A 25,446-nucleotide genomic window follows, 5' to 3' on the forward strand; every position below is an offset into this window, starting at 1 on the left:
CGAAGGAGACGGTATGTCATTGGTCGCAGGAATCGACTCGTCCACCCAGAGCTGCAAGGTCGTGATCCGCGACTCGGAGACCGGCGCTCTCGTGCGCGAGGGGCGCGCGAGCCACCTCGACGGAACCGAGATCGACCCGCAGGTGTGGGTCACGGCGATGTTCGCCGCCATCGCCGACGCCGGCGGGTTCGACGATGTCGCCGCCGTCTCGATCGCCGGCCAGCAGCACGGTCTCGTGTGCCTCGCCGACGACGGCACCGTCGTGCGCGACGCGCTCCTGTGGAACGACACGCGATCCGCCTCCTCAGCCGCCGACCTCGTCGCCGAGCTCGGGGCGTCGACCTGGGCCGAGGCGACGGGCGCGGTTCCCGTCGCGTCGTTCACCGCGACGAAGCTCCGCTGGGTGCGCGACAACGAGCCCGAGACGGTCGCCGCGACGGCCGCGGTCGCCCTCCCCCACGACTACCTCACGTGGCGACTGCTCGGCTACGGCCCCGGTCGCGCCGACCTCGGCGCCCTCACGACGGACCGGTCGGATGCGAGCGGCACGTCGTACTGGTCGCCCGCGAGTGACGACTACCGCACCGACCTCCTCGAGCACGCCCTCGGAAAGACCGTGGCCCTTCCCCGGGTGCTCGGCCCCGCCGACGCCGCGGGCATCACCGACGGGTCGGTCGAGGGCATCCCCGCGGGGATCGTCGTCGGCGCGGGTGCGGGCGACAACGCGGGCGCGGCCCTCGGGCTGGGTGCCGGCGCGGGCGACGTGGTCGTCTCGATCGGCACATCGGGCACGGTCTTCGCCGTGACCGACGACCCCGTGTCCGACGCGAGCGGCACCGTTGCGGGCTTCGCCGACGCGACCGGGCGCTTCCTGCCGCTCGTCGCGACGCTCAACGCCGCGCGCGTCATGACGGCGGCCACCCGCATCCTCGGGGTCGACAACGACGGACTGTCGCGGCTCGCGCTCGCCGCTCCCGCCGGGAGCGCGGGCATCGTGCATCTGCCCTATCTCGAGGGCGAGCGCACCCCGAACCTCCCGGACGCCACAGGGTCGCTCGTGGGTCTCACCCTCGCGAACTCCCTCCCGGAGAACATCGCGCGCGCCATGATCGAGGGTCTGCTGTGCGGCCTCGCCGACGGCCTCGCCGCGATCACCGACCAGGGCGTCGAGGTGCGGCGCGTGCTGCTCATCGGGGGCGGAGCCAAGAACGCCGCGGTGCGAGCGATCGCTCCCCAGGTCTTCGGAGTGGATGTCACGACACCCCCCGAGAGCGAATACGTGGCCGACGGCGCCGCGCGCGGGGCCGCATGGGCGCTGACGGGGGTGTATCCCGAGTGGACCGTCGGCGACCCCGACGTCGAGACCTCGCCCGAGCAACCGATCATCCGCGAGCAGTACGCCGCCGCTCAGCGTGCGGCGGGGATCAGCACCGCGCGCTGAACCGTCGCGCTCGGGCGAGGCGCCCGGGACAGGGCTCAACAGGGCGGGCCCTCGCACCTCCCGCGAGGATCCGTGTCATGCCGATACGCTGGGAGAAAGCCGAAAGGGGCCGCACATGCCGGAAGGCTCGGTGATCGAGTTCGCCAACGTGACCAAGACCTTCGGGTCGGTCAACGCCGTCAATGACCTCTCGTTCACCGTCGAACCGGGTCGTGTCACCGGGTTCCTCGGGCCGAACGGTGCGGGCAAGACCACGACCCTGCGCATCGCGCTCGGTCTCGTGGCAGCCACGAGCGGCACCGCGACGATCGGCGGAACGCGCTATCGCGAACTCTCCCGCCCGCTCGAGAAGGTCGGTTCCGCCCTCGAGGCCGCGAGTTTCCACCCCGGCCGCAGCGCCCGCAACCACCTCGGTGTCTACGCGACCGCCACGGGCATCCCGCGCGAGCGCGTCGGCATCGTGCTCGAGAAGGTCGGCTTGCTCGACTACGCGGACCGCCGCGTCGGGGGCTACTCCCTCGGCATGCGCCAGCGGCTCGGCCTCGCGTTCGCGCTGCTCGGCGACCCCGGCGTTCTCATCCTCGACGAACCGATCAACGGTCTCGACCCCGAGGGCATCAAATGGATTCGCGGGTTCCTCAGCAGCCTCGCCGCCGAGGGTCGCACCGTGCTCGTGAGCTCGCACTTGCTCTCAGAGGTGCAGCAGAGCGTCGACGAGGTGGTGATCATCGCGAAAGGCACCCTCGTGCATCGCGGAACCCTCGCGAGCCTCGACACGGATGTCGCACCGCAAGTGGTCGTCGACTCGCCCGACCGCGAGGCGCTCGGCGCCGCCCTCACGGCGAACGGCCTCACCTTCGCCCCGGGCCGAACGGGGCTCCTCGTCGCCTCGGCCGATCCCGCCGCGATCGGCCACCTCGCTTTCACGGCCGGTGTCGAACTTAGCGTTCTGCACCGCCAGAAGTCGGGGCTCGAAGATTCGTTCCTGTCACTCGTCGGAGAGGGGGGATCGCTGTGACCTCGTTCGCCCGCGCCATCGCCGCGGAATTCGCCAAGATCTTCAGCACGCGCGGATGGTGGATTCTCGCGATCGTGCTCTTCCTCTACATCGCCGCCCTCGCCGCCGGACTCGGTGGTCTCATCGGCAGCGTCGACGGGGCATCCGACGCCTTCGGCACGGGAGGTGTGGAAGGCGGAACGGGCCTCGCGCCACTCATCTACAGCTTCGCCTCGTCGGTCGGCTACGTCTTCCCGGTGCTTCTCGGCGCCCTCGCCGCGACGGGCGAGTTCCGGCACCAGACACTCACCCCCACTTTTCTCACGAATCCGCGACGCGGAGACGTGCTCGCGGCGAAGGTCATCGCGCTCTTCGTCATCGGCCTCCTCCTCGGCGCCGTCGCGCTCGTCGCCTCGGTCGGCATCGGCGGCGGCGTGCTGTCTCTCGCGGGAATCGACACCGCCTTCGACGACCCCGACACGTGGGCTCTCATCGCCCGATCCCTCCTCGCGATGGGCCTCTGGGCGGTCATCGGCGTCGGTCTCGGAGCGCTCGTGCCGAGCCAGGTCGCGTCGATCGTCATCGTGCTCGCGTTCACGCAGTTCATCGAACCGGTCCTCAGGCTCGCGGCATCGTTCGCCGACTGGACGGCGACCGTCGGGCAGTACCTCCCGGGCGCGGCATCCGACGCCCTCGTCGGCGCGAGCTTCTTCACGATCGCGGGCGGCAACGCCGACTCGCTCGAGTGGTGGCAGGGCGGGCTCGTGCTCGTCGCCTATGCCGCAGTCACGGCCATCGGCGGCTACTTCGTGAGCTGGAAGCGCGACGTCACCTAGGCACGCGGCCCCGCACCACCAGCGGCCCCGCCACCGCGGGGCAGCCCGGTAGCGCAGCTAGCCAACAGGCCAACACGCCAACAGTCTTCAGTCGAACCCGATGTAGTTCGGCTCGGGTCGAAGCTCGACACCGAACTCGTTGCGCACGCGCTCGGCGATGAAACGCGCGAGTTCGGTGATGTCGCTCGCGGTCGCGCCGCCGCGGTTGGTGATCGCGAGAGTGTGTTTGGTCGACACTCCCGCGCGGGAGCCGGGCAGAGCGAACCCACGACGGATGCCCGCGCGCTCGATGAGCCACGCCGCGGAGAGCTTGACGCGCCCCTCGTCTGCCGGCCACCGCGGAGCGTCGTCGGGCATCGACCGCGCAGCCGACTCGCTCACGATCGGGTTGGTGAAGAACGACCCCGCGCTGTAGGTGTCGCGATCTCCCGCGTCGAGCACCATACCTTTCGATGCCCGCAGGGCGAGCACCGCCGACCGGACGTCACCGATCGGCACTCGCGCTCCGAGGTCGACCCCGAGAGCGGACGCGAGCTGCGGGTAGGCGATGGGGCGCGAGAGACCGTCGACCGCGACATCCAAGCGGAAGTCGACGGAGACGATCACCCCGCGGCGACCCTCCTTGAAGATCGATGTGCGATATCCGAACCCGAGCTCGTCTGCCGGGATCCGTGCGAGCTCACCCGTCTCGGCGTCGACGAACTCGACCGACTCGAGGGTGTCGGCGAGTTCGGCGCCGTACGCCCCGATGTTCTGGATGGGCGACGCCCCCGTCGACCCGGGGATTCCCGAGAGCGCTTCGAGACCGGCGAGGCCGAGCCCGACCGTGTGAGCGACGAGGTCGTCCCACGGCTCACCCGCTTCGACCCGGAGGAGAACCGTCTCGCCGGCGTCCTCGCTCCCGGCATCGGCATCGGCGACGCGAATGATGCCGCGCGTCGACACGACGAGCACGGTGCCGTCGACGCCGTCATCGGAGATGACGACGTTCGACCCGCCCCCGAGCACGACCCAGTCGTCGCGATCGACGGTCAGGTCGCTCGCCGCCGCGAGAAGCTCCTCGCGAGTCGACGCGACCACGAGCTCACGCGCTTCACCTCCGACCTCGAGGGTCGTGCGCGCGCGGAGGACGTTCGCGCTCTCCGTCACGGAAGCGCCCGCACGCGCACCTGGGCTTTGCCGAGAACCGTCGCGTCGGCGGATCTCACCGTGAGATCGATGCGCGCTTCCCCGGTGTCGGCGTCCACGGCTCCGACGGTGGCCACGATCGTGAGCGTCGCCCCCTCGCCGGGATCGACGACGACGGGTCGCGTGAACCGCACCCCGTATTCGCTCACGAACCCCGCGGTACCGAGCCAGTCCACGACGGGCTGCACTGCGATGCCCATCGTGAGCATCCCGTGCGCGAGCACGCCGGGCAAGCCGACCTCGGCCGCGACGTCGTCGCGATAGTGGATGGGGTTGAAATCACCCGACGCCCCCGCGTAGCGAACGAGCGAGTCGCGCGTGAGCTCCACGGTCCGCTCGGCGACGACCTCACCGACCTCGAGGGTCGCGAGGTCGAGTGCGGGGCTCACGAGTCACCCCGCACGACGAGAGTGGATGTCGCGGTGACGACGTGGTCGCCCGCCGCGTCGACGACGGATGATTCGGCGGTGACCATGGCGTTGCCACCGAGAGTCTTGACGCTCGCGACCGTGAGGGTCGCGGTCAGCTCGTCTCCCGCGACGATGGGCCGCGAGTAACGGAAGCGCTGTTCCCCGTGCACGACCATGCTGAAGTCGATTCCCGCATCGGGTTCGGCGAGCAGTTGGGCGAGGGTCGCCTCCTGCACGACGACCGCGAAGGTCGGGGGTGCGACGACATCCGAGAATCCGGCCGCGACCGCGGCGCCCACGTCGTGGTGGAGGGGGTTGGTCGACTGCACGGCACGAGCGAACTCGCGCACTTTCTCACGGCCGACGAGGTAGGGCGGTACGGGATCGAACCGACGGCCCGGGAGGTCTGGGTTGACTGGCACCGACCAAGACTAGCGATTCAGGCGGGGCGCCCCCGCAAACGTCGAAAGCCCGCGCACTGCTGTGCGCGGGCTCCCGGAAGAGTAGTTACGGGCTACCGGTTCCGCTTCGATTCTGTCGAAGTGGCACGGATGCCTGTCGAGCGTGACTGCCTACTGGCAGCTGTCACACTGCAGAAGATCCATGGGGTCGACCGGTACGTCGTAGCCGCCTACGTTGCTGTCGTTGTCCATGTGTGCCTCCTAGTGGTCTGTGAGTGATTCCCCGCGAGATCCGGCCGACGTGTCCGCCGTGCGGTTCCGTTTCGCCGGGAGATGTCGCCATCTCGTCCTCGCGGTCCTTCACTATATAACGGTAATGACAGCTGTGTCATTCCACTACATCTAGTGTTTTGCGAATTTCTCGCCGATTCGAGCGTGCGCCCCGTGTTTGCGGCGCGCACGACCGAGAATCTGCTGTTTTCGACCCGCGTTTAGGGGACTGTCTCGGGCGCGTCGCGTCGACGTACCCTGAAGTCACACGGAAGGGGAGCGAGCGGATGACCGGTGCCGACGACCTCGACCCCACCGCGTCGTTGTGCGACCTGTTCATCATCGCCACCGCCCCCGCGGGCTGGTACGAGGTGTCTCACGGCATGAGGCGCTGGTTCGACGGTCGCTCGTGGACCGACTACTACGCTCCCGTGCTCCCTGTCGTCGCCGAATCACTTCCGGCGGCCACCCCGGCGGCATCGAACGATTCGGGCGGGTCGAGAGAGCTCACGGGAACATCCGATTCTCCCGTCGATCTGACCAACCACGGCTTCCACCTCATCATGACGGTGATGACCCTCGCCGCGTGGACCCCGGTGTGGCTCGCGGCCGTCGCCGTGACCTCCGTGAGGTCGAGCGCCCGTCGACACGGCGCGCGTCACCACGGCGACCCGGGTCAGCGAGCGCTGTCGATGCGTTCGACGAGGCGATCGAAGTCGCTGTCGGCGAGTTCGATACCGCTGTCACCCAGCCTCTGACGCAGCTCGGCGGCGGCATCGTCGGTGTGGCCGAGCCGCACGTCCTGCGTCACCTGCTCCACGATCCCGTCGAGGCGCTCCTCGTGCGACGCGCTTTCCGAACCGTCTTCGATGGGGTGGTTCTGCTCGTTGATCGTCATGACCCCATGATGACAGGGTCGACTGTCGCCGCCGAGCCGTCTCGCCGTTCCGCGCACGCCCACCCGCAGTTCTGGCCACGATGCGTGCGCCTGGCAGCGCGCGGTCAGCCTTCACCCGCACACTGTGCCGAAACGGACGGGACACAGTGCGCGCACAGAACGGACCGAGGCGGATCATCCCCCGGTGGGTCGAACGCCGCGCCATCGAGGTGGCGGGGTGGATTCTGATCGTCGCCGGTCTCGCCGCCCTCGTGCTGCCGGGGCCGGGGCTCCTGTGCCTCGTGGCCGGCCTCGCGGTGCTGTCCCTCCGCTATAGCTGGGCCGAGAGGCTGCTCCATCCCGTGCGCGCCAAGGCATTCCTCCTCGCGTCGGAGGGGGTGCAATCGTGGCCGCGGATCGCATCGAGCGTCGCGGGTGCACTCGCGCTCGTCGCGGTCGGCATCGTGTGGGGCGTGGGGATCGCGGTGCCGGAGTGGTGGCCGCTCGACGACGGGTGGTGGCTCGCGGGCGGGTGGGGAACAGGCGTCACCCTCATCGCCTCGGGAGCTCTCGCCCTCGGGATGATCGTCTACAGCTATCGGCGCTTTCACGACCACCCCGAACCGGCACCGCGCTAGCCCGAACCCGACAGATTCTGCGGCGATATGCAACCCCCGCGCAGACATCCTCTCGAGAACGTAACGTCGCCACCGCGGATGTCTCGCAGCGCCACCCCTGTTCCCGGTGGGTGCAGCGCCCCGTCTCCGCCCGGGCTACGCCCGCACCCTCAACACAGAAAGCACACCCATGTCTAACGCTGCACACTCCCCCAACCAGACCCCCAACCAGCCGATCGTCGCGACCCGTCGCACGACGGAGACGAAGCCCTCGTTCAAGACCACCGAGTTCTACATCTGGCTCCTCGTCTCCGCGGGAATCCTCATCGCCGCCGCCGTCACCGACAACGGCGACGACGGCCAGGGATTCGGCGCAGACCACGCCTGGATGTACGTCGCCTTCGTCACCGTCGGTTACCTCGTGAGCCGCGGACTCGCGAAATCGGGCTCACGCGCCAACGACGACAGCAGCAAGTAGCACCGAGCGCTCGGCTTACGTCGCGGGCGTCTGCCCTCCGCGTCGCGACGATCGTTCTCCACCCGATGTTGAGCGAGAGCCGCGGTCGCGAGAGCGTCTTCTCGATCCGCCGTCGTTAACGACGAATGGCGCCCCGGAAAAACTGGGGCACCATTCGTCGTAGCGAGGGCGGGACTCGACTCCCCTATTGAGCCGCCGCCAGACCGCTTCGCGGCCCGCCGGACTGCTCAGCGGGGGCCCACGCGAGAGCGTCTTCTCGATCCGCCGTCGTTAACGACGAATGGCGCCCCGGAAAAACTGGGGCGCCATTCGTCGTAGCGAGGGCGGGACTCGAACCCGCGACACCACGATTATGAGCCGTGTGCTCTAACCACCTGAGCTACCCCGCCGGGCCACCTACCGAAAGGGAGGCGTGAGCCCCCTGTGGGAATCGGACCCACTACCTCTTCCTTACCAAGGAAGTGCTCTACCAATGAGCTAAGGGGGCGTGTAGGCGGCCGCCCGCGTGGGCGCGCCGCATCAGCACCGTACGAGACTAGCACCTGCGCGCACACCCCTCGCCTCCCCGTCGACCCGATGGTTTAGCGTTCTTGGATGACATCCGACATCCCCGACCCCTCACGCGCGACACCCGAAGGCGCGAGCGACTGGTGGCGCCACGCGGTCATCTACCAGGTGTACCCGCGCTCGTTCGCCGACGCGACCGGCGACGGCGTGGGCGACCTCCGCGGCATCACCGCGCGGCTGCCCTCCCTCGCCGAGCTCGGCGTCGACGCGGTGTGGCTCTCGCCCTTCTACGTCTCGCCCCAGAACGACGGCGGCTACGACGTCGCCGACTACTGCGACGTCGATCCGGCGTTCGGCACCCTCGACGACTTCGCGGCTCTCGAGAACGTCGCCCACGACCTCGGCCTCAAGGTCATCGTCGACCTCGTGCCGAACCACAGTTCGAGCGAGCACGTGTGGTTCCGCGAGGCGCTCGCCTCCGCGCCCGGGAGCCCCGAGCGCGCACGCTACCTGTTCCGTGACGGCTCCGGCCCCGACGGCGAGCTGCCACCCAACAACTGGCAGTCCGTGTTCGGCGGACCCGCCTGGACTCGTGTCACCGAGCCGGACGGCACGCCCGGCCAGTGGTATCTGCACCTCTTCGACTCGTCGCAGCCCGACTTCGACTGGCGCAATCCGTGGGTGCGCGAGCAGTTCCGCGACATCCTGAGGTTCTGGCTCGACCGGGGCGTCGACGGTTTCCGAGTGGATGTCGCCCACGGCATGATCAAGGTCGAGGGCTTGCCCGACTACACCCCGCCGGCGAACGGCGGAAGCATGGGCGGAGGGGCCGTCGGCCTCGAGCCAGACATCGAGTCCGGTGCAGACGACCCGACCCCGCCGTTCTGGGCACAAGACGGTGTGCACGAGATCTACCGTGACTGGAGGCTCGTTCTCGACGAATACGACGAGCGCATCCTCGTCGCGGAGGCGTGGGTCGACCCGCCCGCGAAGCTCGCGCGCTGGGTGCGGCCCGACGAGATGCACCAGGCGTTCAACTTCGCCTACCTCGCGACCCCGTGGTCGGGCCCTGAACTGCGTGCCGTGATCGACACGTCGATCGCCGCTTTCGGCGGCGTCGACGCGCCGAGCACGTGGGTGCTCTCGAACCACGATGTCGTGCGCCACGCGAGCCGGCTCGCCCTCACGGCCGAGAACCCCCAGGGCCACGGCATCGGCCCCGACTCACCCGGGCAACCGGTGCGGGAACTCGGTCTCGCCCGCGCGCGCGCCGCGACGGCGCTCATGCTCGCGCTCCCGGGCAGCGCCTATCTCTATCAGGGCGAAGAGCTCGGCCTCCCCGAGGTCATCGACCTTCCCGACGCGTCGAGGCTCGACCCGACCTGGTTCCGCACCAACGGCGAGCGATACGGTCGCGACGGATGCCGCGTGCCGATTCCGTGGGAGGCAGACGCCCCCGCCTACGGGTTCAACGCGACAGGGACGAGCTGGCTTCCGCAACCCGACGACTGGGCGTCATACGCCCGTGACTCGCAAGCGGGTGTCGACGGCTCGACCCTCGAGCTCTATCGCGCCGCTCTCGCCGCCCGCAAGGCGCACGATCTCGGCCTCGGTTCGGTCGAGTGGCTCGACGGGTTCGGCGAGCACGTCGTCGCGTTCCGCAATCGCGGGTTGACCGTCGTCGCCAACACGGGAGAGGATGCCGTCGACCTGCCCGCCGGCACCGTCGCGCTCGCGTCGGGCCCGCTCGACAGCCGCTCGCTCCCCGCCGACACGACCGTGTGGCTCACGAGTTGAGCGCGGAGCCCCGTCGCGCACGACGGGGCTCCGCTTAACGCGTGAGGCGCAGGTCCCCTAGGGGCCTGCGCCTCAGGCGTGAGTGCGGTGCGATCAGTTCGCGTTGGCCTGCAGCCACGCGAACGGGTCGACGGGGATGCCGTCGAGGTGGATCTCGAGGTGCAGGTGTGCGCCCGTGGATGCACCCGTGCTGCCGACGAGCCCGACGAGCTGTCCGACCTCGACCTCTTGACCGGTCGCGACGGCGATGGATCCGTACTGCATGTGGCCGTAGACGCTCTGCACCTTCTGGCCGTTGATGACGTGGTCGATGACGACGCTGTTGCCGAGTCCACCCGCCGAGACCTCGACCTTGCTGACGACACCATCGGCGATGGACTGGATGGGGGCTCCGGCACCGGGAGTGAAGTCGACTCCCTGGTGGTTGGTCGAGCAGAACCCGCAACCGGCGACCTGGCGGGCTCCGAACCCGCTCGTGATCGGCACGGCCGAGCTGAACGGCCACTGCACGGTTCCGCTGGGGTTGTTCGTGAAGTCGAGAACGCGACCGCTGTAGTCGGCTTGGATCTGGCGCACGACCGAGACGACCGAGTAGTTGTCGCGGGTGACGGCGGGCACTGAAGCGGCCGACACTTCGAGCTCTTGAGTCTTCGGCTCGCCCGTGGCCGTGACGACCGACGACTCGGTGGCGGCATCGGGGCGGACGAACGCGTTGGCGGGAACAGTCGTCGAGATGAAGATGAGGCCGATTCCGACCATGGCGCCGTAGGTCGCGAACTGGGAGAGCAGTCGGCGCTTGACCGCGGCCGCTTTCGGCTTGATCGTCGCAATGGATGTCGTCGCGGGAACGGTGGGGCCCGTCGCCGTTGAGCGCCGAGTGCGCGGACCGGTCGATGCGCGCGAGGTGCGTGCTCGTGCGGGAGCGGCGTCGTAGAGCTGGCGGCGGGGCGCGCGCCCGGCGGGAGCCGACGCCTGAGCGGCGCGGGCTTCGCGCTCGCGGGCTTCGCGGCGAGTGAGTGGCTGAGCGGCGGAGTTCGTCGAGTCAGGCGTTGCTGCGGAGAAAGAGGGTGCAGTGGCGGTCGGGGCGTTCGCCTCGGAGGGCGACGGTGCGCTCACGCCGGCTGATGACTGGACCCTGCCGCGACGGGCAATTCTCCGCTTAGATTTCTGCACTAACTATCGAACCTCGGGTTGATCGAGCCGGGGGTTTGGGAACACGCGCGCACACCTCGATGGGCGTTTCGTGGTCTCAACTCTCGACCAGCTCGATGAGCGGCTGGTCCGACTGCAAAACGATGGACTGACCGGGGACTGACCCCGATTAGGTAACGAACGGATAAACACTATCGAAGAAGGGCGAGTCGCGCCACCCGCGCTATCACCGGTGAATAGCGCTGAGCGCCTCTTCGAGGTGCAGGGCGAGCTGCGGCGGCGCGGCGAGAAGGAACTCTCCGCCCGCCGTCGCGCCGTCGCGCCCGGTGACCGTCGCCCCGGCTTCCGCGGCGATGAGGGCACCCGCCGCGTGGTCCCACGGCTTCAGCCCCTCCTCGAAATACGCGTTGAGTCGACCCGCGGCGACGGCACACAGGTCGAGAGAGGCGGTTCCCATCCGACGGATGTCTCGCACCCTCTCCACGAGGCCCACGAGGTCCCGCGCTTGCTCGACCCGCCGCGAGGCGGAGTAGGAGAACCCCGTTCCCACGAGGGCGAGCGGGAGTTCGGTCTCCGCCACGGCGAGACGCCGCTCGCCGAGGTACGACCCGGCACCGAGGGCGGCGGAGTACACCTCACCCGCTCGAGGATTCACGACGGCACCGGCGAGCGCGGTCCACGTGAGGGGGTCGGGTTCGCCCTCGACGACGGCGACGCTCACGGCCCAGTGCGGGATGTCGTAGAGGTAGTTGACGGTGCCGTCGATCGGGTCGACGATCCAGGTGAGACCGCTGGTCCCGGTCTCGGCGCCGCTCTCCTCGCCGTAGAAGCCGTCGTCGGGCCGGGCATCCGCGATCATCGAGCGGATGAGCTGCTCCGTCTCCCGGTCGGCGTGCGTCACGACGTCCTCGGGCGACGATTTGCTCGCCGCGACCTCGACGCCCTCGCGCCGCCGCCGGTCGGCGAGATCGGCCGCGGCGAGCGCGATGTCTCGAGCGATCGTGAGCAGGTGGGGTGCGGTCACGGCTTCTCCTCTGATTCGAACGGACGGGACGAACGCGGGCGATACGACGAAGGGCCCGGCGGATGCCGGGCCCTCTCGTGTGGCAAGTACAGGATTCGAACCTGTGAAGGCTGAGCCGTCTGATTTACAGTCAGATCCCTTTGGCCGCTTGGGTAACTTGCCGGATGCGCACTCGACCGAATGTGATCACCAACCGAAGGCGCGGATACAGAATACAGTCCGCGGGCGCCGCCGCGAACCACCCGTGCCGCCCCGCCCCAGCCCGTCGTTCTCGGCTGCGCAGCACCCGAGAACCGGCGCCGCGCGCACCGCGCCGGACGCCGGTCGTTAAACTGCGTGCATGGCAGATTCAACTTTCGACATCGTCAGCAAGGTCGACCAGATGGAGGCCGACAACGCCGTCAATCAGGCGCAGAAGGAGATCGCCCAGCGATACGACTTCAAGGGGGTCGGTGCCTCGGTCGAGTGGAGCGGCGAGAAGCTCCTCCTCAAGGCGAGCGCGGAGGAGCGCGTGAAGGCGGTGCTCGAGGTTCTCGAGGCCAAGTTCATCAAGCGCGGCATCAGCCTGCGAAGCCTCGACGCGGGCGAGCCGTACGCGTCGGGCAAGGAGTACCGCATCGAGGTCGGTCTCAAGAACGGCATCTCGTCGGACGATGCCAAGAAGGTCTCGAAGATCATCCGTGACGAGGGGCCCAAGAGCGTCAAGAGCCAGATCCAGGGCGACGAACTCCGGGTGTCGTCGAAGAGCCGGGACGACCTGCAGGCGACGATGGCCCTGCTCAAAGGAAAAGACCTCGACGTCGCCCTGCAGTTCGTCAACTTCCGGTAGTCGCAAGAACCCCTGACGTCTCGACGATCGCCGTGATGGATGCCGTGTGGTCCACGACCGTCGTTGCGGTGATCGCCCTCGTGATCGACATCGCGATCCGGGTCTTCGCCCTCATCGTGGTGCCCATCAACCGGCGACCTCAGACGGCGACGGCGTGGCTGCTCGCGATCTTCCTGATCCCCTACGTGGGATTCATCCTCTTCGTACTGCTCGGGAGCGCGAAGCTGCCGAAGGGGCGGCGCGACAAGCAGGTCGAGATCAACAGGTACATCATCGAGACCACCCACGGAATGGATCGGGTCGTTCGCGAGAACCCCTGGCCCGAGTGGCTGCAGCCCGTCGTCGAACTCAATCGCACCCTCGGCGCGATGCCGCTCGTCGGCGGCAACGACGCGACCATCTTCACGGCATACGACGAGTCGCTCGCGGCGATGACCGAAGCCGTCGAGAACTCCACGCGCTACGTGCACGTGGAGTTCTACATCGTCTCGTTCGACTCGACGACGAAGCCGTTCTTCGACGCCCTCGAGGCGGCGGTCGCACGCGGCGTGACGGTGCGCGTGCTGCTCGACCACATCGCGAGTGTGCGGTCGCCCCGCTATCTGCGCACCATCCGCACCCTGCGCCGCATCGGGGTCGACTGGCGGCTCATGCTCCCCGTGCAGCCCTGGCGTGGCCGCTACCAGCGGCCCGACCTGCGCAACCATCGCAAGATCGTGGTCGTCGACGGGGAGATCGCGTTCACCGGGTCGCAGAACCTCGTGGACTCGAGCTACAACAAGCGTGGCAACGTCCGTCGTGGTCTCGTGTGGAAAGACCTCATGGTGCGTTTCGAGGGGCCGATCGTCGCGGGGATCAACGCTCTCTTCGTGACCGACTGGTACAGCGAGACCGACGAGTTGCTCTTGCGCGAGACCCAGCCACCTCTCGAAGACCCGAAGCCGAACGCTCTCGACGCGCAAGTGGTTCCGAGCGGACCGGGGTTCGAAGGCGAGAACAACCTGCGGCTCTTCAACGCGCTCCTCTATAACGCCGGTGAGCGCGTGATCATCACGAGCCCCTACTTCGTTCCCGACGAGTCGATGCTCTACGCCATCACGACGGCGGCTCAGCGCGGACTCGACGTGCAACTGTTCTGCTCGGAGGTCGCCGACCAGCCGCTCGTCTACCACGCGCAGCGCAGCTACTACGAGGAGTTGCTGCGCGCGGGCGTGCGCATCTGGCTCTACGCCGCGCCGACGGTGCTGCACGCGAAGCACTTCACGATCGACGACGAGGTCGCCGTGATCGGCTCGAGCAACATGGACATGCGCTCTTTCAGCCTCAACCTCGAGATCTCGGTCATGATCCGAAGCCACCGCTTCGTCGACGCTCTCCGCGAGATCGAAGAGGACTACCGCTCGACGAGCCGCGAACTCACGCTCGACGAGTGGCTCACCCGCCCGGCCCGCTCGCGCGTGCTGGACAACCTCGCGAGGCTCACCTCAGCGGTGCAGTGAGGATGCGGCTCGCGACACCCCGTCAGCGGCGACGCGACACGAGAGCGATCGACGCACCGAGACCCGCGGCTGCTGCGAGGAGGCCCCGCGCGAGACCGCGGTTCGCGACATACCAGACCTGCGGGCTCGAGGTCCGCGCTCGGTCGTCGAAGATGCCGTGCGCTCCGTGGTCCCCCGGGGTGGGCGCGTAGAGGTTGTCCTCCCACATGGCCTCGGACTTGTCGGGAGCCTGCTGGCCGTCGTAGCCCGTCTTGGCGAGGTACCAGTCCATGAACCCCGCGACGAAACGATTGCCCAGCACGGTCATGACCGTCGGCTCGCCCACCCACGTGCGGCGGCGGGGCTTGAGAGCGACCGCGGCGATGGCTCGCGCACCGACCTCGGGCTGGAAGATCGGCGGCACGGGCTGCGGGTGATGGGGCAGCTCGGTCTTGACCCAGTTGAATTGGATGGTGTTGAGCGCGGGCATGTCGACCGTCGAGATGCGCACGGGGCTCTTCTGGTGGATGAGCTCGGTCGTCACCGACTCGGTGAACCCCTGCACGGCGTGCTTCGCCGCGCAATAGGCCGCTTGCAGAGGGATTCCGCGGTGCGCGAGAGCCGACCCGACCTGGATGACGTGTCCGCTGCCCCGAGGGACCATGCGAGACAGAGCCGCTCTCGTTCCGTTGACGAACCCGAAGTAGTTCACGGCCGTGGCCCGCTCGAAGTCCTCCGGCGACGTCGACAGGAACTCGCCGAACACCCCGACCATCGCGTCGTTGACCCACAGGTCGATCGGGCCGAGTTCGGCCTCGACGCGGCTCGCGGCGCTCTCGACGGCTTCGCGGTCGGCCACATCGGTCGGCACTCCGAGGGCCCGTCGACCCCGTTGCTCGACGTCGCTCACTGCTGCGGCGACACCGTCGGCCCCGCGAGCGAGGACCGCGACATCCCACCCCTGATCGGCGAGCTCGCGCACGATCGCCCGCCCGAGCCCGGCCGACCCTCCGGTGACAACAGCGATTCCTCGAGACATCCGCACTCCTTCAGGTCGTCGCTCGAGCGGTCGAGCGAAGGGCGACGCTACGCGTGCCCCATGTCAGTGGGCTGAGTCGACCTCGAGGGGCGTGCTGCGCGAGATCGCGACCATGTCGTCGCGAGGAACGACCTTGACCCGGGCCCGCCCGTGCGGGCGCCCGAGGGCCTGCTCGTGCTCGTCGAGGTTGTGCCAGCCGGTGAGGTCGGTGTATTCGACCCCGCGCTCGTCGAGGAGTGTGAGGACCGACTCCTCGTCGGGCGACGCGGGAATCCACCAGTTGGCCTGGTCGTTGATGACGTGCTTGATGGTCTCCATGGCGTCGCTCTTCGTGTGCCCGATGAGACCGACGGGGCCGCGCTTGATCCACCCCGTCGCGTAGACACCGTGCACGAGATCGTCGTTGTCGTCGAGAACCTGACCCTCGCGGTTGGGGATGACCCCGCGGCGGTCGTCGAAGGGGATCTCGTCGAGGGGCGAGCCGAAGTAGCCGACCGCGCGGTAGACCGACTGCACGGGGATCTCGCGGATCTCGCCCGTGCCGGTGACACCACCCTCGCCGTCGGGCCGCGTGCGCTCGTAACGGAACGCCGCGACCTTTCCGCCGTCGCCGACGATCTCGACGGGGTTCGCCCAGAAGTGCAGGTGCAGTCGACGCGATGCGCCCGTCTGCTCGCGCCCGCGCCACGAGTTGAGCACCTTGTTGAGCACGAAGATCTGCTTGTTCGTCTCGATCGCGACCTTCGACGCCTCGTCGAGCTCGAAGTCCTCGTCGTGCACGATCATGTCGACGTCGTTCATCTCGCCGAGCTCGCGCAGCTCGAGGGGGGTGAACTTCACTTGCGCGGGCCCGCGGCGACCGAACACGTGCACGTCGGTCACGGGTGACCGAGTGAGACCGGCGTAGACGTTGGAGGGGATCTCGGTGACGAGCAGATCGTCAGCCGGCTTCGCGAGGATGCGCGCGACGTCGAGAGCGACGTTGCCGTTGCCGATGACGGCGACCTCGCGGTGCTCGAGCGGCCAGTCGCGCGGGAAATCGGGGTGGCCGTCGTACCAGCTCACGAAGTCGGCGGCACCGTAGCTCCCGTCGAGGTCGATTCCGGGGATGTCGAGGTCGGCGTCGCGAACGGCGCCCGTCGCGAAGATGACGGCGTTGTAGTGCTGCTTGAGGTCGGAGAGCGTGATGTCGCGACCGTAGAGCACGTTGCCGAACAGGCGGATGCGACCCGTGTCGAGCACGTCGCGCAGTGCCGTGATGATGCCCTTGATGCGCGGGTGATCGGGGGCGACCCCGTAGCGCACGAGACCGTACGGCGCGGGGAGGTGCTCGAAGAGGTCGATCGACACATCGAAGCGTCGCTCTGCCTTGAGCAGGATGTCTGCGGCGTAGATGCCGGCGGGGCCGGCGCCGACGATGGCCAGTCTGAGCTTGGTCACTGCGGTTCCTTTAGGTGCTTAGTTGCTGCGTTCGACGATCGAATCGGCGAAACGGGTCAGGGCCTTCTTGACGGGCCCGTCGGGGAGGGGGGCGATCGCTTCGACGGCTTCGCGAGCCCAGCGCTGGGCCTCGGCCACGGTCTGGCGCGTCACATCGTGCTCGCGCAACTCGGCGATCGCGGCCGTCAGGTCGTCGTCGTCGGAGTCGCCGTAGTGAGCGATGTTGACGTCTCGCTCGATACGGGTGAGCAGCGCGTCGGCGTCGGCATCCGTCTCGGCGAGGCGGCGCAAGTAGAGCAGCGGCAGTGTCGAGACACCGGATCGCAGATCGGTTCCGGGGGTCTTGCCGGTCGCCTCGACGGGCGGCGCGAGGTCGATGACGTCGTCGACGAGCTGGAACGCGATGCCGACCTTCTCCCCGAACACGGTCACGGGCTCGCAGTACTCGTCGGGCGCGTTCGAGAGCAGCACGCCGATCTGGGCCGCAGCGGCGATGAGAGATCCGGTCTTGTCGGCGAGAACGCTCAGGTAGTGCTCGATGGGGTCTTCGTCGTCGGAGGGGCCGATCGTCTCGTGCAGCTGGCCGAGGCACAGCCGCTCGAACGTGTCGGCCTGCAGGCGTATGGCGCGCTCCCCGAGACCGGCCACGAGCTTGCTTGCGCGCGCGAACAGCAGGTCGCCCGTGAGGATCGCGACCGAGTTGCCCCACACCGATTGCGCGCTCGGCACGCCCCGACGCATTTGCGCCTCGTCCATGACGTCGTCGTGGTAGAGCGACGCGAGGTGGGTGATCTCGATAGCCTCGGCCGCCGCGATGACCGCAGAGGTGTTGCCGTCACCGAGCTGGGCGGTGAGCAGCGCGAGAGTGGGGCGCACGCGCTTGCCGCCGGCGTCGAGCAGGTAGCGGCTCGTGACATCCGCGAGGTTGTCGGCGAACGACATCTCGCGCGACAGCCCCTGCTCCACGACCTCGAGGCCCTCCTCGACGGCCGCCGCGAAGCGACGCTCGTCAGACGAGGCGAAGAGCTTGTCGCCGAAACCCAGGGTCGCGCTCAGACTGCGGGTTCTGCGGCCACCGGGACGGCTCGCGTTCACTGTGTGCACCTCTCGAAATCTACGGTCGAAGCCCTCAGGGCTTCGGAGTACCCGGGTCGACGGACTGCGGCATGGCCGGTCGAGCACGGCGACCGCGGGGCAGACCCGACGGCTTGCGCCCCCGGTGCAACGCGACGACCCCGGCCGTGAGGTCGCGGTGGGCGACGCGCGTGAAACCCGCGCCCCTCAGCCACTGGCTCAGGGTGTCCTGGTCGGGCCACTCGCGGATCGACTCGGCGAGGTAGTCGTATGCGGCCGAGTTCGAGCTCGCGAGCTTGACGACGTTCGGCATGACGAACCGCATGTAGATCGAGTAGCCGGCGCGCACGACGGCGCGCTTGGGGGTGCTGAACTCGCAGATCACCAGCCGACCACCCGGCTTGAGAACGCGGAACATCTCGGCGAGAGCCGTCTTCGGCTGGTCGACGTTGCGCAGCCCGAACGAAATCGTCACGACGTCGAAGCTCGCGTCGGCGAACGGGAGAGCCGTGGCATCCGCCTCGACGAACTCGATCTCGGGGTGCCGCGTGCGACCGACCTGGATCATGCCGGGCGAGAAATCGGCGGCCGTCACGATCGCCCCGGTCTTGGCGAGGGCCACCGAACTCGTGCCCGTTCCCGCCGCGAGATCGAGGACGAGTTCACCGCGCTTGGGGGCGACAGCGCGCACCGTCGCCACGCGCCACAGGGCGTCGTTGCCGAGGGAGAGCATCGCGTTGGTGCGGTCGTAACCGCGAGCGACCTGGTCGAACATCGACGAGACCTCGCTCGATTGCTTGCTCATATCCGCCCTGGCCACTCGTCGAGTCTAGTTGCGTCGCGGCGCACGCCCCGCGAGCCGGGCGAACGCTCGGAAACCGCGCACGTGGCGCCGATAAGCTCGACCCGTGCGAAACGTCGACGACCGCATCACCGCACTCACGGTCGACACCTCCGAGTGCGCCGACCTCGGCCCGCTCATCCCCCTCCTCGACGAGCGATCCCCGCTGCTCTGGATGCGTCGCGGGCTCGGGCTCGCCGGGATCGGCGAAGCGGTGCGACTCGAGTTCACGGGCCCCGACCGCATCCGCGATGCCGCCGCCGCGTGGCGACGACTCGCCGCCGCCACGACCGTGACCGACGCCGTCGGGCTCCCCGGCACGGGCCTCGTCGCCCTCGGCACGTTCGCGTTCTCCGAGACCTCGGCGCTCACGAGCGTGCTCATCGTGCCCGAGATCATCGTCGGGCGCTCGGCGTCGCGCTCGTGGATCACGCGCGTCACGCGCACCGACGCCGCGTTGCGCGCGACACCGCCGGCTGTGACACCGCCGGCAGCGACACCGCCGTCTGCGACACCGCCGGCCGAGACCGGACGCCCGCCAGCGCGACCGTACGGAGCGGATGTCTCGGTGCCGCTGCATCCGGGAACGATGTCGCGCGAGCACTACCGCGACGCTGTCGCAAGCGCCGTGCGGAGCATCCGCAACCACGAGGTGAGCAAGGTCGTGCTCGCACGCGACCTCGTCGGCGACCTCACCCCCGGGAGCGATGTGCGCACGATCGTGCGCGACCTCGCGCTCGGCTACCCCGACTGCTGGACGTTCGCGATCGACGGTTTCGTGGGCGCGAGTCCCGAGACCCTCGTGTCGGTGGCCGACGGCACGGTCACCGCGCGGGTTCTCGCGGGCAGCGCGGCGCGCGGCACCGATGCCGTCTCGGACTCCGACTCGGCCGCCGCCCTCGCGACTTCGACGAAAGACCTCGACGAGCACCAGTTCGCGGTGCAGAACGTTCTCGCGTCGCTCCGCCGGCACAGCCCGACGGTCACCGCGAGCGAAGCGCCGTTCACCCTCAAGCTGCCCAACCTGTGGCACCTCGCGAGCGACATCGACGGCATCCTCACCGACGGGTCGACGTCGCTCGACCTCGTCGAGGCACTCCACCCGACCGCAGCCGTCGCGGGAACACCGACGCGCGTCGCCCTCGACCTCATCGACACCCTCGAACCCTTCGACCGCGGGCGCTACGCGGGGCCGGTCGGCTGGATCGGCGCGGACGGCGACGGAGAGTGGGCCGTCGCCCTCCGCTCGGCGCAGATCGCCGCCGACGGAACCGTCACGGCCTACGCGGGAGCCGGGATCGTCGCCGACTCGGTTCCCGAGCGCGAACTCGTCGAGACCCGCCTCAAGTTCCGTCCCATCGTCGACGCGTTCGGCTGAAGCCGGGCGCGGGCGGCCGCGCCCTTCGCCCAGCCGCCGCGACATCCGCTGCCCGTTTCGGCATCCGCACGTCAAATGTCGGCGGCGAACGCCGAAATGGGCGGCGGACGGCCCTCCGGGCGCGGTGCGCGATGCGCGATTGATGGTGTGTGGCGCACTGCAGGAGGCAGGCGGATGGCGCGCGGCGGGTTCGCGGTCGCGAGCACGCCCCAGCCCGGATGCTCCGCCTCCCGTCACGACGTCGGCGCCCGATTCGCGGCTGCACCTCCACCGCCGCGACCACGTCCGCCGCCCACATCCGCATTCGCGCGTCAAATGTGGGGGGCGAACGCCGAAACCGGCGGCGGACGACCGTCCGGGTGCGGTGTGCGGTGTGCGGTGTGCGGTGCATCGTGCACGCGCACCACGCCCGCACCTACGCACCCACCTCAGTGGCGCGGCAGCGGCACCTCGACGAGAACGACGGAACCGGATGCCGCGAGCGCCTCGTCGAGCTCCCCGCGGTTGTCGGCGCGGCGGTACTCCCACCCGTAGGCCGCGGCGAGCGCGCGCAGATCGACGGCGTGCGGGGTGTACATCACGCGGTCGAACGCGTCGGGGTCGGAGTCGCCCGCGACCTCGAGCGAGTCGAAAATGGTGCCCCCGCCGTCGTTGCCGACGACGACCTGCAGTCGGGGGCGCGGTTCACCCGGCGCGAGAAGAAGGGATCCGACGTCGTGGAGCATCGTCACGTCGCCGACCACGACGCGCGTGACGCCCGTCGAGCCGGCCGCCTCGCTCGCGAGGGCGATGCCGGTCGCGGTCGCGACGGTTCCGTCGATTCCGGCGAGACCGCGGTTGGCGTGCACCGTGATGTTCTTGCCCGAGACGGCGCGGTCGGCGTCGCGGATGAGCCGGGAGGCACCGAAGACGAGTCGATCGTGCGGCCAGGTCGCGTGCCACACCGCGTCGACGAGGGAACGCCGGGTGATCGCCTGGCGGAACACCGCGAGCTGCTCGCGCGCGAGCGAGGGCTCCTTGTCCCCGCTCGGCAGGGGGACGGCGGCGGATGCCGCACCGCTCAAGTGCCCGCCGTCGACAATCGCTCTGCTCGCGTGCACCCACGACCCCGCCCACGACCGCGGTGCCGGCTCACCCGCGTAGCGCACCTCGCGCACGATACGACGAGCTCGGCGGCCGGGGTCGTACGCCTCGCCCGCGTGCCCCCGCACGACGATCACTTCGACGGCGTCGCTCTGCAGCAGGCGGGGCACCTGGCGCGACAGTGTCGGATGCCCGAACACGACCGCTCGCGTGACGGCGCCGCCGAAGTCGGCGTCGTCGAGCAGCTCGCGATAGGCGACGACGAGGTTCGGCCCGAAGCGGGCGCCGCTGCTCACCTCGGCGAGGAGGGGAGCGCCGAGGGCACGGGCCAAGGACTCGGCGTGCGCCCCGGCGCCGTGACCGGCGATCACAACGGTGCCGTCGCGCGGCTCGAGGTCGAGCTCCGGATCGACAGCGGGCCCGGGCTCACCCTCGACGGAACCCGCCGGTCCCGACGCCGCGGCGCGCATCGCCTGATCGAGCTCGTCGCTGTCGATCGCTCCAGACAGGGGCTCGCGAAACGCGATGTTGAGGTGGACCGGCCCGGGAGTCACCCCCGAGGTGGCGGCCACGGCGCGCGCGGCGAGCTCCGCCGCGCGGGTGCGCTCGGCGGGCGCATCACCCGAGGGGGCGTCGACGTCGGCACTCCACCGGGGGATCGCGCCGAACATCCCGGGCTGCACGGTCGTCTGGTTGCTGCCGATGCCGCGCAGCTCCGGAGGGCGGTCTGCGCTCACGACGAGCAGGGGCACCCCCGAGTGGTGCGCCTCGAGGACCGCGGGGTGCAGGTTCGCCACCGCGGTGCCCGAGGTCGTGATGACGACCGCGGGCACACCCGACTCGACGGCGAGGCCGAGGGCGAGAAACCCCGCCGACCTCTCGTCGATGCGCACGTGCAGTCGCAGCGCGCCCGCGTCAGAGAGTGCGGCGGCCGCGAGCGCGAGGGCCTGCGACCGCGACCCCGGGCTCACGACGACATCGGTGACCCCGTGCGTGGTGAGGCTCGCGAGGAGGGCGAGGGAGAACTCGCTCGACGCGGGCGCCCCGGTCATCCGTCGTTCGGCTTGGGGTCGTCATCGAGGTCGGCGAGCTCTTGCTCGAGACGACGGATGCGCTCCTCTTGTTCCTTCTCGGTGTTGATGCGCCGCAAGAAGTCGGGGTCGTCGTCGGGCGCCGTCGTGCGGGGAACCGCTCGACCCCGACCGCCGCGCTTGCCGCGGTCTTTTCCGAGGGTGAACCACAGGGCTGCACCGATGACCGGGAGGAGGAGGATCACGAGCACCCAGAGGATCTTGGGGAGACCCCTGGTTCGTGATTTGTCGGTCATGATCGTGTCGATTGTCGCGTAAACAGACAGCGCCACGATGATGAGTCCCACGACGATGTAGACCCTAGGCATGCGTCGATTCTAGGCGCGCCGACTGTGTGAAAGCTGCCCGCGCCCCCGGCACACCGCCCGCGCGTGCGCCCGGTGGGCGTTCAGCGCCGCTCGCCTAAACTGGGTGGCGTGAAATCGACGCGCCCCTGGATCCTCTACACCGTGATCAGGCTCGGCATCTTCGCTGTCGTGCTCACCGCACTCCTCCTCATCGGGCTCGAACCGTGGGTGTCGGCTATCGCTGCGGCCGTCGTCGGGCTGTGCGTGACCTACATCTTCTTCTCGCGCCAGCGGGAGCAGGTCGTGACGTCGTTCTACGAGTACCGCACGGCCGGGCCTCGCGACGCCGACGCCGACGTCGAAGACGAGCTCGTGGAGCACGACGAGGATGTCGTCGTCACGAGCGCGACTGCGCCGGACGCCGCCGCGGACCCCGCCTCGAGCCCCGCAGCTGCCACAGACACGTCCGCGTCAGAAGGCGAAGGCCGCTCCGAGTCCGACACCGAAGAGGAGCGCCGTCAGGCTCGTTAGTTTGAGGGCGAGGATGAACTCGGGCGCCGTCTTGGCCGTGAGGGTGATGATCACCGCGGGCACCGCCGCGAGCAGCGCGAAGAACACGTAGAGCGCGAGTGGGAGGAACACCGCGAAGTAGGCGAGGATGCCGAACGGCGCGAGGGTGAGCACGGCGAACGTGATGCGCGACGGCATGTCGCCGAGCAGCACCGCGAGGGTGCGCTTCGACGCGAGCACGTCTTGGCGGGCGTCGCGGATGTTGTTGACCATGAGCACCGCGCACGCGAGGAGTCCGATCGCGACGGCGGCGAGCCAGGCTTCGAACGACACCGTTCCGACCTGCACGAACATCGTGCCCGCGGTCGCGACGAGGCCGAAGAACACGAAGACGAAGACCTCGCCGAGACCGTAATAGCCGTACGGATGCTTGCCGCCCGTGTAGAAGTACGCCGCGACGATGCACACCGCCCCGACCGCGATGAGCCACGGGTGCCCGCTCAGAACACTCACGAGGATGCCCGCGACCCCGGCGATCGCGAAGAACACGAGCGCGACGGTCAACACGGTGCGCGGCTTCGCGGCACCCGACCCGGTGAGACGCGAGGGCCCCACACGGTGGGCGTCGGTGCCGCGGATCCCGTCGGAGTAGTCGTTGGCGTAGTTGACGCCGATCTGCAGCGCGACGGCGACGACGAGACACAGGAGCGCCCTGACCCAGTGCCAGCCCTCGTCGTTGTCGTAGAGGTAGGCCGCACCCGTGCCGAGCGCGACGGGCGCGATGGCGAGCGGGAGGGTGCGCAACCGCGCTCCCCCGATCCAGTCGCGTGCTGTCGCCTGCGGGATGGGCGGTGCCTTCGGGGGGCGACCCCCCGGCTTCCCGCTGCGGGATTTCGCCGCGGCGGCGGTCTTCTTGGGGTCGATCCGACGCTGGGTCGGCTTGTTTCGCGTGGCCACGCGCCGATCTTACTTGCGCCGATCTCTGCCCCCGCTCCGCGCGCAGACACTCGCCCGCCGCGACCCCACCCCGCGCCGTCGCCGTCGCCGTCGCCGTCGCCGTCGCAGGAGGATCTGCGTCGCGAGCACCTCTCGCGGGAGGTTCTGCGGGGTCGACCCCGCGCACTCCTGCTATTCGGAGGGTTGCGGAGGCCCGGGAGACGCGTGGACGGCGGCGGCCACCGCGACGAGGTCGGGCTTGCCGCTCGACAGCCGCGGGATGTCTGCGACCACGACGGCGACCGGGCGGGCCGGGCGGCCGAGCGCGTGCTCGACCGCACCACCCACGACCTCGAGGCCTGACGAACCACCGGCCTCGACCCCACCGCCGGGCTCCGCCACTCCACCGGGCTCCGCCTCGACGACGAGCACGAACGCGTCTCCCCACTCCTCGCTCGCGATGGGCACCGCGACCGCATCCGCTATTCCGCGGATGCCGCGCGCGACCCTCTCGACGGCGTCGAGCGACACCTTCACCCCGCCAGACACGATCACGCGGTCGAGGCGACCGGTGACGGTGAGGATGTCGCCCTCGAGAGTTCCGGCATCGCCCGTGCGATACCAGCGCGTGCCCCCGTCGACGACGAAGGCCGCGCCGGTGCGGTCGGGGTCGTCGAGGTAGCCCTCCGCGAGCGTCGGCCCGGCGACGCGCACCTCGCCGTCGACGATGCGGAGGTCGGTCGCGCCGATGGGCTCCCCGTCGTAGACGCACCCTCCCGAGGTCTCGCTCGCGCCGTAGGTGCGCGTCACGGCGAGGCCGAGCGCGGCGGCGTCGTCGAGCAACGCGGGAGGGGTGGACTGTCCGCCGACGAGGATGCGATCGAGACGACGGAGGGTCTCTGCGAGCCGGCCCGAACCGTCGGCGCGCGCCGCGTCGACGAGGCGCGCGAGCTGCACGGGAACGAGCGAGGTGAACAGACGCTCGGCCCCACCGAGGGCGACAGCGCGATCGACGGCGTCGACGAACGTGTCGGCGTCGAACGGTCCCGACGTGACGATCGGATCGAACCCGGCCGTGATCGAGCGCACGAGCACGTTGAGCCCCGCGATGTAGTGCACGGGCACCGCGAGAATCCAGCGACCGGCACCGCCGAGTGCGGCCTCCGAGGCGGCCGCGCTCGCGAGCAGGGCGTCAGCCGTGAGGGCGACTCGCTTGGGTGCACCGCTCGACCCGCTCGTCTCGACGACGAGGGCGATGCGCTGGTGCACGGCCTCGGGAAGAGCGACGACGGATGCCGCACTCGAACCGCTCGCCGCCGCCCCACCCCGAGGCGTCCGCACGAACACCGCGGGCCCGTCGGCCGTGAGGGCGCGGCGGAGCGCCTCGAGAACTTCGAGCGGTCGGGAGGCGTCGAAGCGCGCGAGCTCGCGGGTCACCGGCGCGTCTCGTCGAGAGGGTCGAGCG

The 25,446-nt window shown here is 69.5% G+C and carries 25 protein-coding genes and 3 tRNA genes; 11 read left to right on the top strand and 17 right to left on the bottom strand.

The features are described 5' to 3' along the window. Positions 1-13: 13 nt before the first annotated feature. The 3 genes from xylB to ACLHIH_RS08765 all read left to right on the top strand — a co-directional run bounded on the left by xylB (position 14) and on the right by ACLHIH_RS08765 (position 3,274). Entirely contained in the window at positions 14-1,441 is a 1,428-nt protein-coding gene (xylB, locus tag ACLHIH_RS08755) for a xylulokinase (protein ID WP_411316411.1), read from the top strand. A gap of 115 nt (positions 1,442-1,556) precedes the next feature. After that, positions 1,557-2,459, top strand: a complete 903-nt coding sequence (locus ACLHIH_RS08760; protein WP_411316412.1) for an ABC transporter ATP-binding protein — start codon at positions 1,557-1,559, stop codon at positions 2,457-2,459. Continuing rightward, the gene (locus tag ACLHIH_RS08765) at positions 2,456-3,274 is read left to right on the top strand and encodes an ABC transporter permease (protein WP_411316413.1); all 819 of its coding nucleotides are present in this window, start codon (positions 2,456-2,458) and stop codon (positions 3,272-3,274) included. The genes ACLHIH_RS08760 and ACLHIH_RS08765 overlap by 4 nt, the downstream gene beginning before the upstream one ends. 87 nt (positions 3,275-3,361) lie before the next feature. Here ACLHIH_RS08765 and ACLHIH_RS08770 read toward each other — a convergent pair whose 3' ends face one another. The 3 genes from ACLHIH_RS08770 to ACLHIH_RS08780 are packed head-to-tail and all read right to left on the bottom strand — an operon-like array spanning position 3,362 to position 5,294. Continuing rightward, the gene (locus ACLHIH_RS08770) at positions 3,362-4,423 is read right to left on the bottom strand and encodes a UDP-N-acetylmuramate dehydrogenase (protein WP_411316414.1); all 1,062 of its coding nucleotides are present in this window, start codon (positions 4,421-4,423) and stop codon (positions 3,362-3,364) included. Further along, positions 4,420-4,851, bottom strand: coding sequence for a MaoC/PaaZ C-terminal domain-containing protein (locus tag ACLHIH_RS08775; RefSeq protein ID WP_411316416.1), 432 nt, complete (start codon positions 4,849-4,851; stop codon positions 4,420-4,422). Before ACLHIH_RS08775 ends, ACLHIH_RS08770 begins: the two co-directional genes overlap by 4 nt. Continuing rightward, positions 4,848-5,294, bottom strand: coding sequence for a MaoC family dehydratase N-terminal domain-containing protein (locus tag ACLHIH_RS08780; RefSeq protein ID WP_411316417.1), 447 nt, complete (start codon positions 5,292-5,294; stop codon positions 4,848-4,850). Before ACLHIH_RS08780 ends, ACLHIH_RS08775 begins: the two co-directional genes overlap by 4 nt. Positions 5,295-5,830: 536 nt before the next feature. Between ACLHIH_RS08780 and ACLHIH_RS08785 the strand changes: the two genes are divergently transcribed. Then, the gene (locus tag ACLHIH_RS08785) at positions 5,831-6,301 is read left to right on the top strand and encodes a DUF2510 domain-containing protein (protein ID WP_411316418.1); all 471 of its coding nucleotides are present in this window, start codon (positions 5,831-5,833) and stop codon (positions 6,299-6,301) included. On the opposite strand, the gene ACLHIH_RS08790 is transcribed toward ACLHIH_RS08785, so the two are convergent. After that, positions 6,220-6,441, bottom strand: a complete 222-nt coding sequence (locus ACLHIH_RS08790) for a hypothetical protein (protein ID WP_411316419.1) — start codon at positions 6,439-6,441, stop codon at positions 6,220-6,222. The two genes, ACLHIH_RS08785 and ACLHIH_RS08790, sit on opposite strands and share 82 nt — an antisense overlap. A gap of 146 nt (positions 6,442-6,587) precedes the next feature. On the opposite strand from ACLHIH_RS08790, the gene ACLHIH_RS08795 reads away from it, so the two are divergent. Beyond that, positions 6,588-7,058 carry a PGPGW domain-containing protein gene (locus tag ACLHIH_RS08795; RefSeq protein WP_411316420.1) on the top strand — a complete coding sequence of 157 codons (471 nt, stop codon included), beginning with the start codon at positions 6,588-6,590 and terminating at the stop codon, positions 7,056-7,058. A gap of 169 nt (positions 7,059-7,227) precedes the next feature. Further along, the gene (locus tag ACLHIH_RS08800) at positions 7,228-7,515 is read left to right on the top strand and encodes a hypothetical protein (protein ID WP_411316421.1); all 288 of its coding nucleotides are present in this window, start codon (positions 7,228-7,230) and stop codon (positions 7,513-7,515) included. A gap of 315 nt (positions 7,516-7,830) precedes the next feature. On the opposite strand, the gene ACLHIH_RS08805 is transcribed toward ACLHIH_RS08800, so the two are convergent. Then, positions 7,831-7,904, bottom strand: a tRNA-Met gene (locus ACLHIH_RS08805). 26 nt (positions 7,905-7,930) lie between these two features. Next, positions 7,931-8,002, bottom strand: a tRNA-Thr gene (locus tag ACLHIH_RS08810). A 107-nt stretch (positions 8,003-8,109) separates the two neighbouring features. Between ACLHIH_RS08810 and ACLHIH_RS08815 the strand changes: the two genes are divergently transcribed. Continuing rightward, complete coding sequence (locus ACLHIH_RS08815) at positions 8,110-9,819, top strand: glycoside hydrolase family 13 protein (RefSeq protein WP_411316422.1); 1,710 nt, start codon at positions 8,110-8,112, stop codon at positions 9,817-9,819. 93 nt (positions 9,820-9,912) lie between these two features. Here ACLHIH_RS08815 and ACLHIH_RS08820 read toward each other — a convergent pair whose 3' ends face one another. From ACLHIH_RS08820 to ACLHIH_RS08830, 3 genes are all read right to left on the bottom strand, one after another. Then, on the bottom strand, positions 9,913-10,935 hold the full coding sequence (locus tag ACLHIH_RS08820; protein ID WP_411316423.1) for a M23 family metallopeptidase: 1,023 nt from the start codon (positions 10,933-10,935) through the stop codon (positions 9,913-9,915). Between the two features lie 262 nt (positions 10,936-11,197). Then, positions 11,198-11,995 carry an inositol monophosphatase family protein gene (locus ACLHIH_RS08825; protein WP_411316424.1) on the bottom strand — a complete coding sequence of 266 codons (798 nt, stop codon included), beginning with the start codon at positions 11,993-11,995 and terminating at the stop codon, positions 11,198-11,200. Between the two features lie 80 nt (positions 11,996-12,075). Beyond that, positions 12,076-12,157: transfer RNA gene (locus tag ACLHIH_RS08830), tRNA-Tyr, on the bottom strand. A 178-nt stretch (positions 12,158-12,335) separates the two neighbouring features. Between ACLHIH_RS08830 and ACLHIH_RS08835 the strand changes: the two genes are divergently transcribed. Both ACLHIH_RS08835 and cls read left to right on the top strand, forming a co-directional pair. Then, positions 12,336-12,824, top strand: coding sequence for a YajQ family cyclic di-GMP-binding protein (locus tag ACLHIH_RS08835; RefSeq protein ID WP_411316425.1), 489 nt, complete (start codon positions 12,336-12,338; stop codon positions 12,822-12,824). A 35-nt stretch (positions 12,825-12,859) separates the two neighbouring features. Further along, on the top strand, positions 12,860-14,323 hold the full coding sequence (gene cls / locus ACLHIH_RS08840) for a cardiolipin synthase (RefSeq protein ID WP_411316426.1): 1,464 nt from the start codon (positions 12,860-12,862) through the stop codon (positions 14,321-14,323). A gap of 22 nt (positions 14,324-14,345) precedes the next feature. Here cls and ACLHIH_RS08845 read toward each other — a convergent pair whose 3' ends face one another. The 4 genes from ACLHIH_RS08845 to ubiE form a co-directional block, all read right to left on the bottom strand. Further along, entirely contained in the window at positions 14,346-15,341 is a 996-nt protein-coding gene (locus ACLHIH_RS08845) for an SDR family oxidoreductase (RefSeq protein WP_411316427.1), read from the bottom strand. Between the two features lie 63 nt (positions 15,342-15,404). Next, complete coding sequence (locus ACLHIH_RS08850) at positions 15,405-16,781, bottom strand: FAD-dependent oxidoreductase (protein WP_411316428.1); 1,377 nt, start codon at positions 16,779-16,781, stop codon at positions 15,405-15,407. 18 nt (positions 16,782-16,799) lie between these two features. Beyond that, complete coding sequence (locus tag ACLHIH_RS08855; RefSeq protein WP_411316429.1) at positions 16,800-17,876, bottom strand: polyprenyl synthetase family protein; 1,077 nt, start codon at positions 17,874-17,876, stop codon at positions 16,800-16,802. Between the two features lie 34 nt (positions 17,877-17,910). Then, complete coding sequence (gene ubiE / locus ACLHIH_RS08860; RefSeq protein ID WP_411316430.1) at positions 17,911-18,675, bottom strand: bifunctional demethylmenaquinone methyltransferase/2-methoxy-6-polyprenyl-1,4-benzoquinol methylase UbiE; 765 nt, start codon at positions 18,673-18,675, stop codon at positions 17,911-17,913. An 88-nt stretch (positions 18,676-18,763) separates the two neighbouring features. Here ubiE and ACLHIH_RS08865 point away from each other — a divergent pair, with 88 nt between their 5' ends. After that, positions 18,764-20,074, top strand: a complete 1,311-nt coding sequence (locus ACLHIH_RS08865) for an isochorismate synthase MenF (RefSeq protein WP_411316431.1) — start codon at positions 18,764-18,766, stop codon at positions 20,072-20,074. A 428-nt stretch (positions 20,075-20,502) separates the two neighbouring features. Here ACLHIH_RS08865 and menD read toward each other — a convergent pair whose 3' ends face one another. After that, positions 20,503-22,209 carry a 2-succinyl-5-enolpyruvyl-6-hydroxy-3-cyclohexene-1-carboxylic-acid synthase gene (gene menD / locus ACLHIH_RS08870; protein ID WP_411316432.1) on the bottom strand — a complete coding sequence of 569 codons (1,707 nt, stop codon included), beginning with the start codon at positions 22,207-22,209 and terminating at the stop codon, positions 20,503-20,505. Continuing rightward, positions 22,206-22,556 carry a PLDc N-terminal domain-containing protein gene (locus ACLHIH_RS08875; RefSeq protein WP_411316433.1) on the bottom strand — a complete coding sequence of 117 codons (351 nt, stop codon included), beginning with the start codon at positions 22,554-22,556 and terminating at the stop codon, positions 22,206-22,208. Before ACLHIH_RS08875 ends, menD begins: the two co-directional genes overlap by 4 nt. 108 nt (positions 22,557-22,664) lie before the next feature. Here ACLHIH_RS08875 and ACLHIH_RS08880 point away from each other — a divergent pair, with 108 nt between their 5' ends. Then, positions 22,665-23,066, top strand: coding sequence for a DUF4229 domain-containing protein (locus tag ACLHIH_RS08880; protein ID WP_411316434.1), 402 nt, complete (start codon positions 22,665-22,667; stop codon positions 23,064-23,066). Here ACLHIH_RS08880 and ACLHIH_RS08885 read toward each other — a convergent pair. Together ACLHIH_RS08885 and ACLHIH_RS08890 are read right to left on the bottom strand one after the other, a co-directional pair. Next, on the bottom strand, positions 23,007-24,002 hold the full coding sequence (locus tag ACLHIH_RS08885) for a 1,4-dihydroxy-2-naphthoate polyprenyltransferase (protein WP_411316435.1): 996 nt from the start codon (positions 24,000-24,002) through the stop codon (positions 23,007-23,009). The genes ACLHIH_RS08880 and ACLHIH_RS08885 overlap by 60 nt on opposite strands. 171 nt (positions 24,003-24,173) lie before the next feature. Continuing rightward, on the bottom strand, positions 24,174-25,418 hold the full coding sequence (locus ACLHIH_RS08890; RefSeq protein ID WP_411316436.1) for an AMP-binding protein: 1,245 nt from the start codon (positions 25,416-25,418) through the stop codon (positions 24,174-24,176). Positions 25,419-25,446 lie beyond the last annotated feature (28 nt).

It is taken from the genome of Marisediminicola sp. LYQ134 (assembly GCF_046599635.1).
Classification (GTDB): domain Bacteria; phylum Actinomycetota; class Actinomycetes; order Actinomycetales; family Microbacteriaceae; genus Marisediminicola.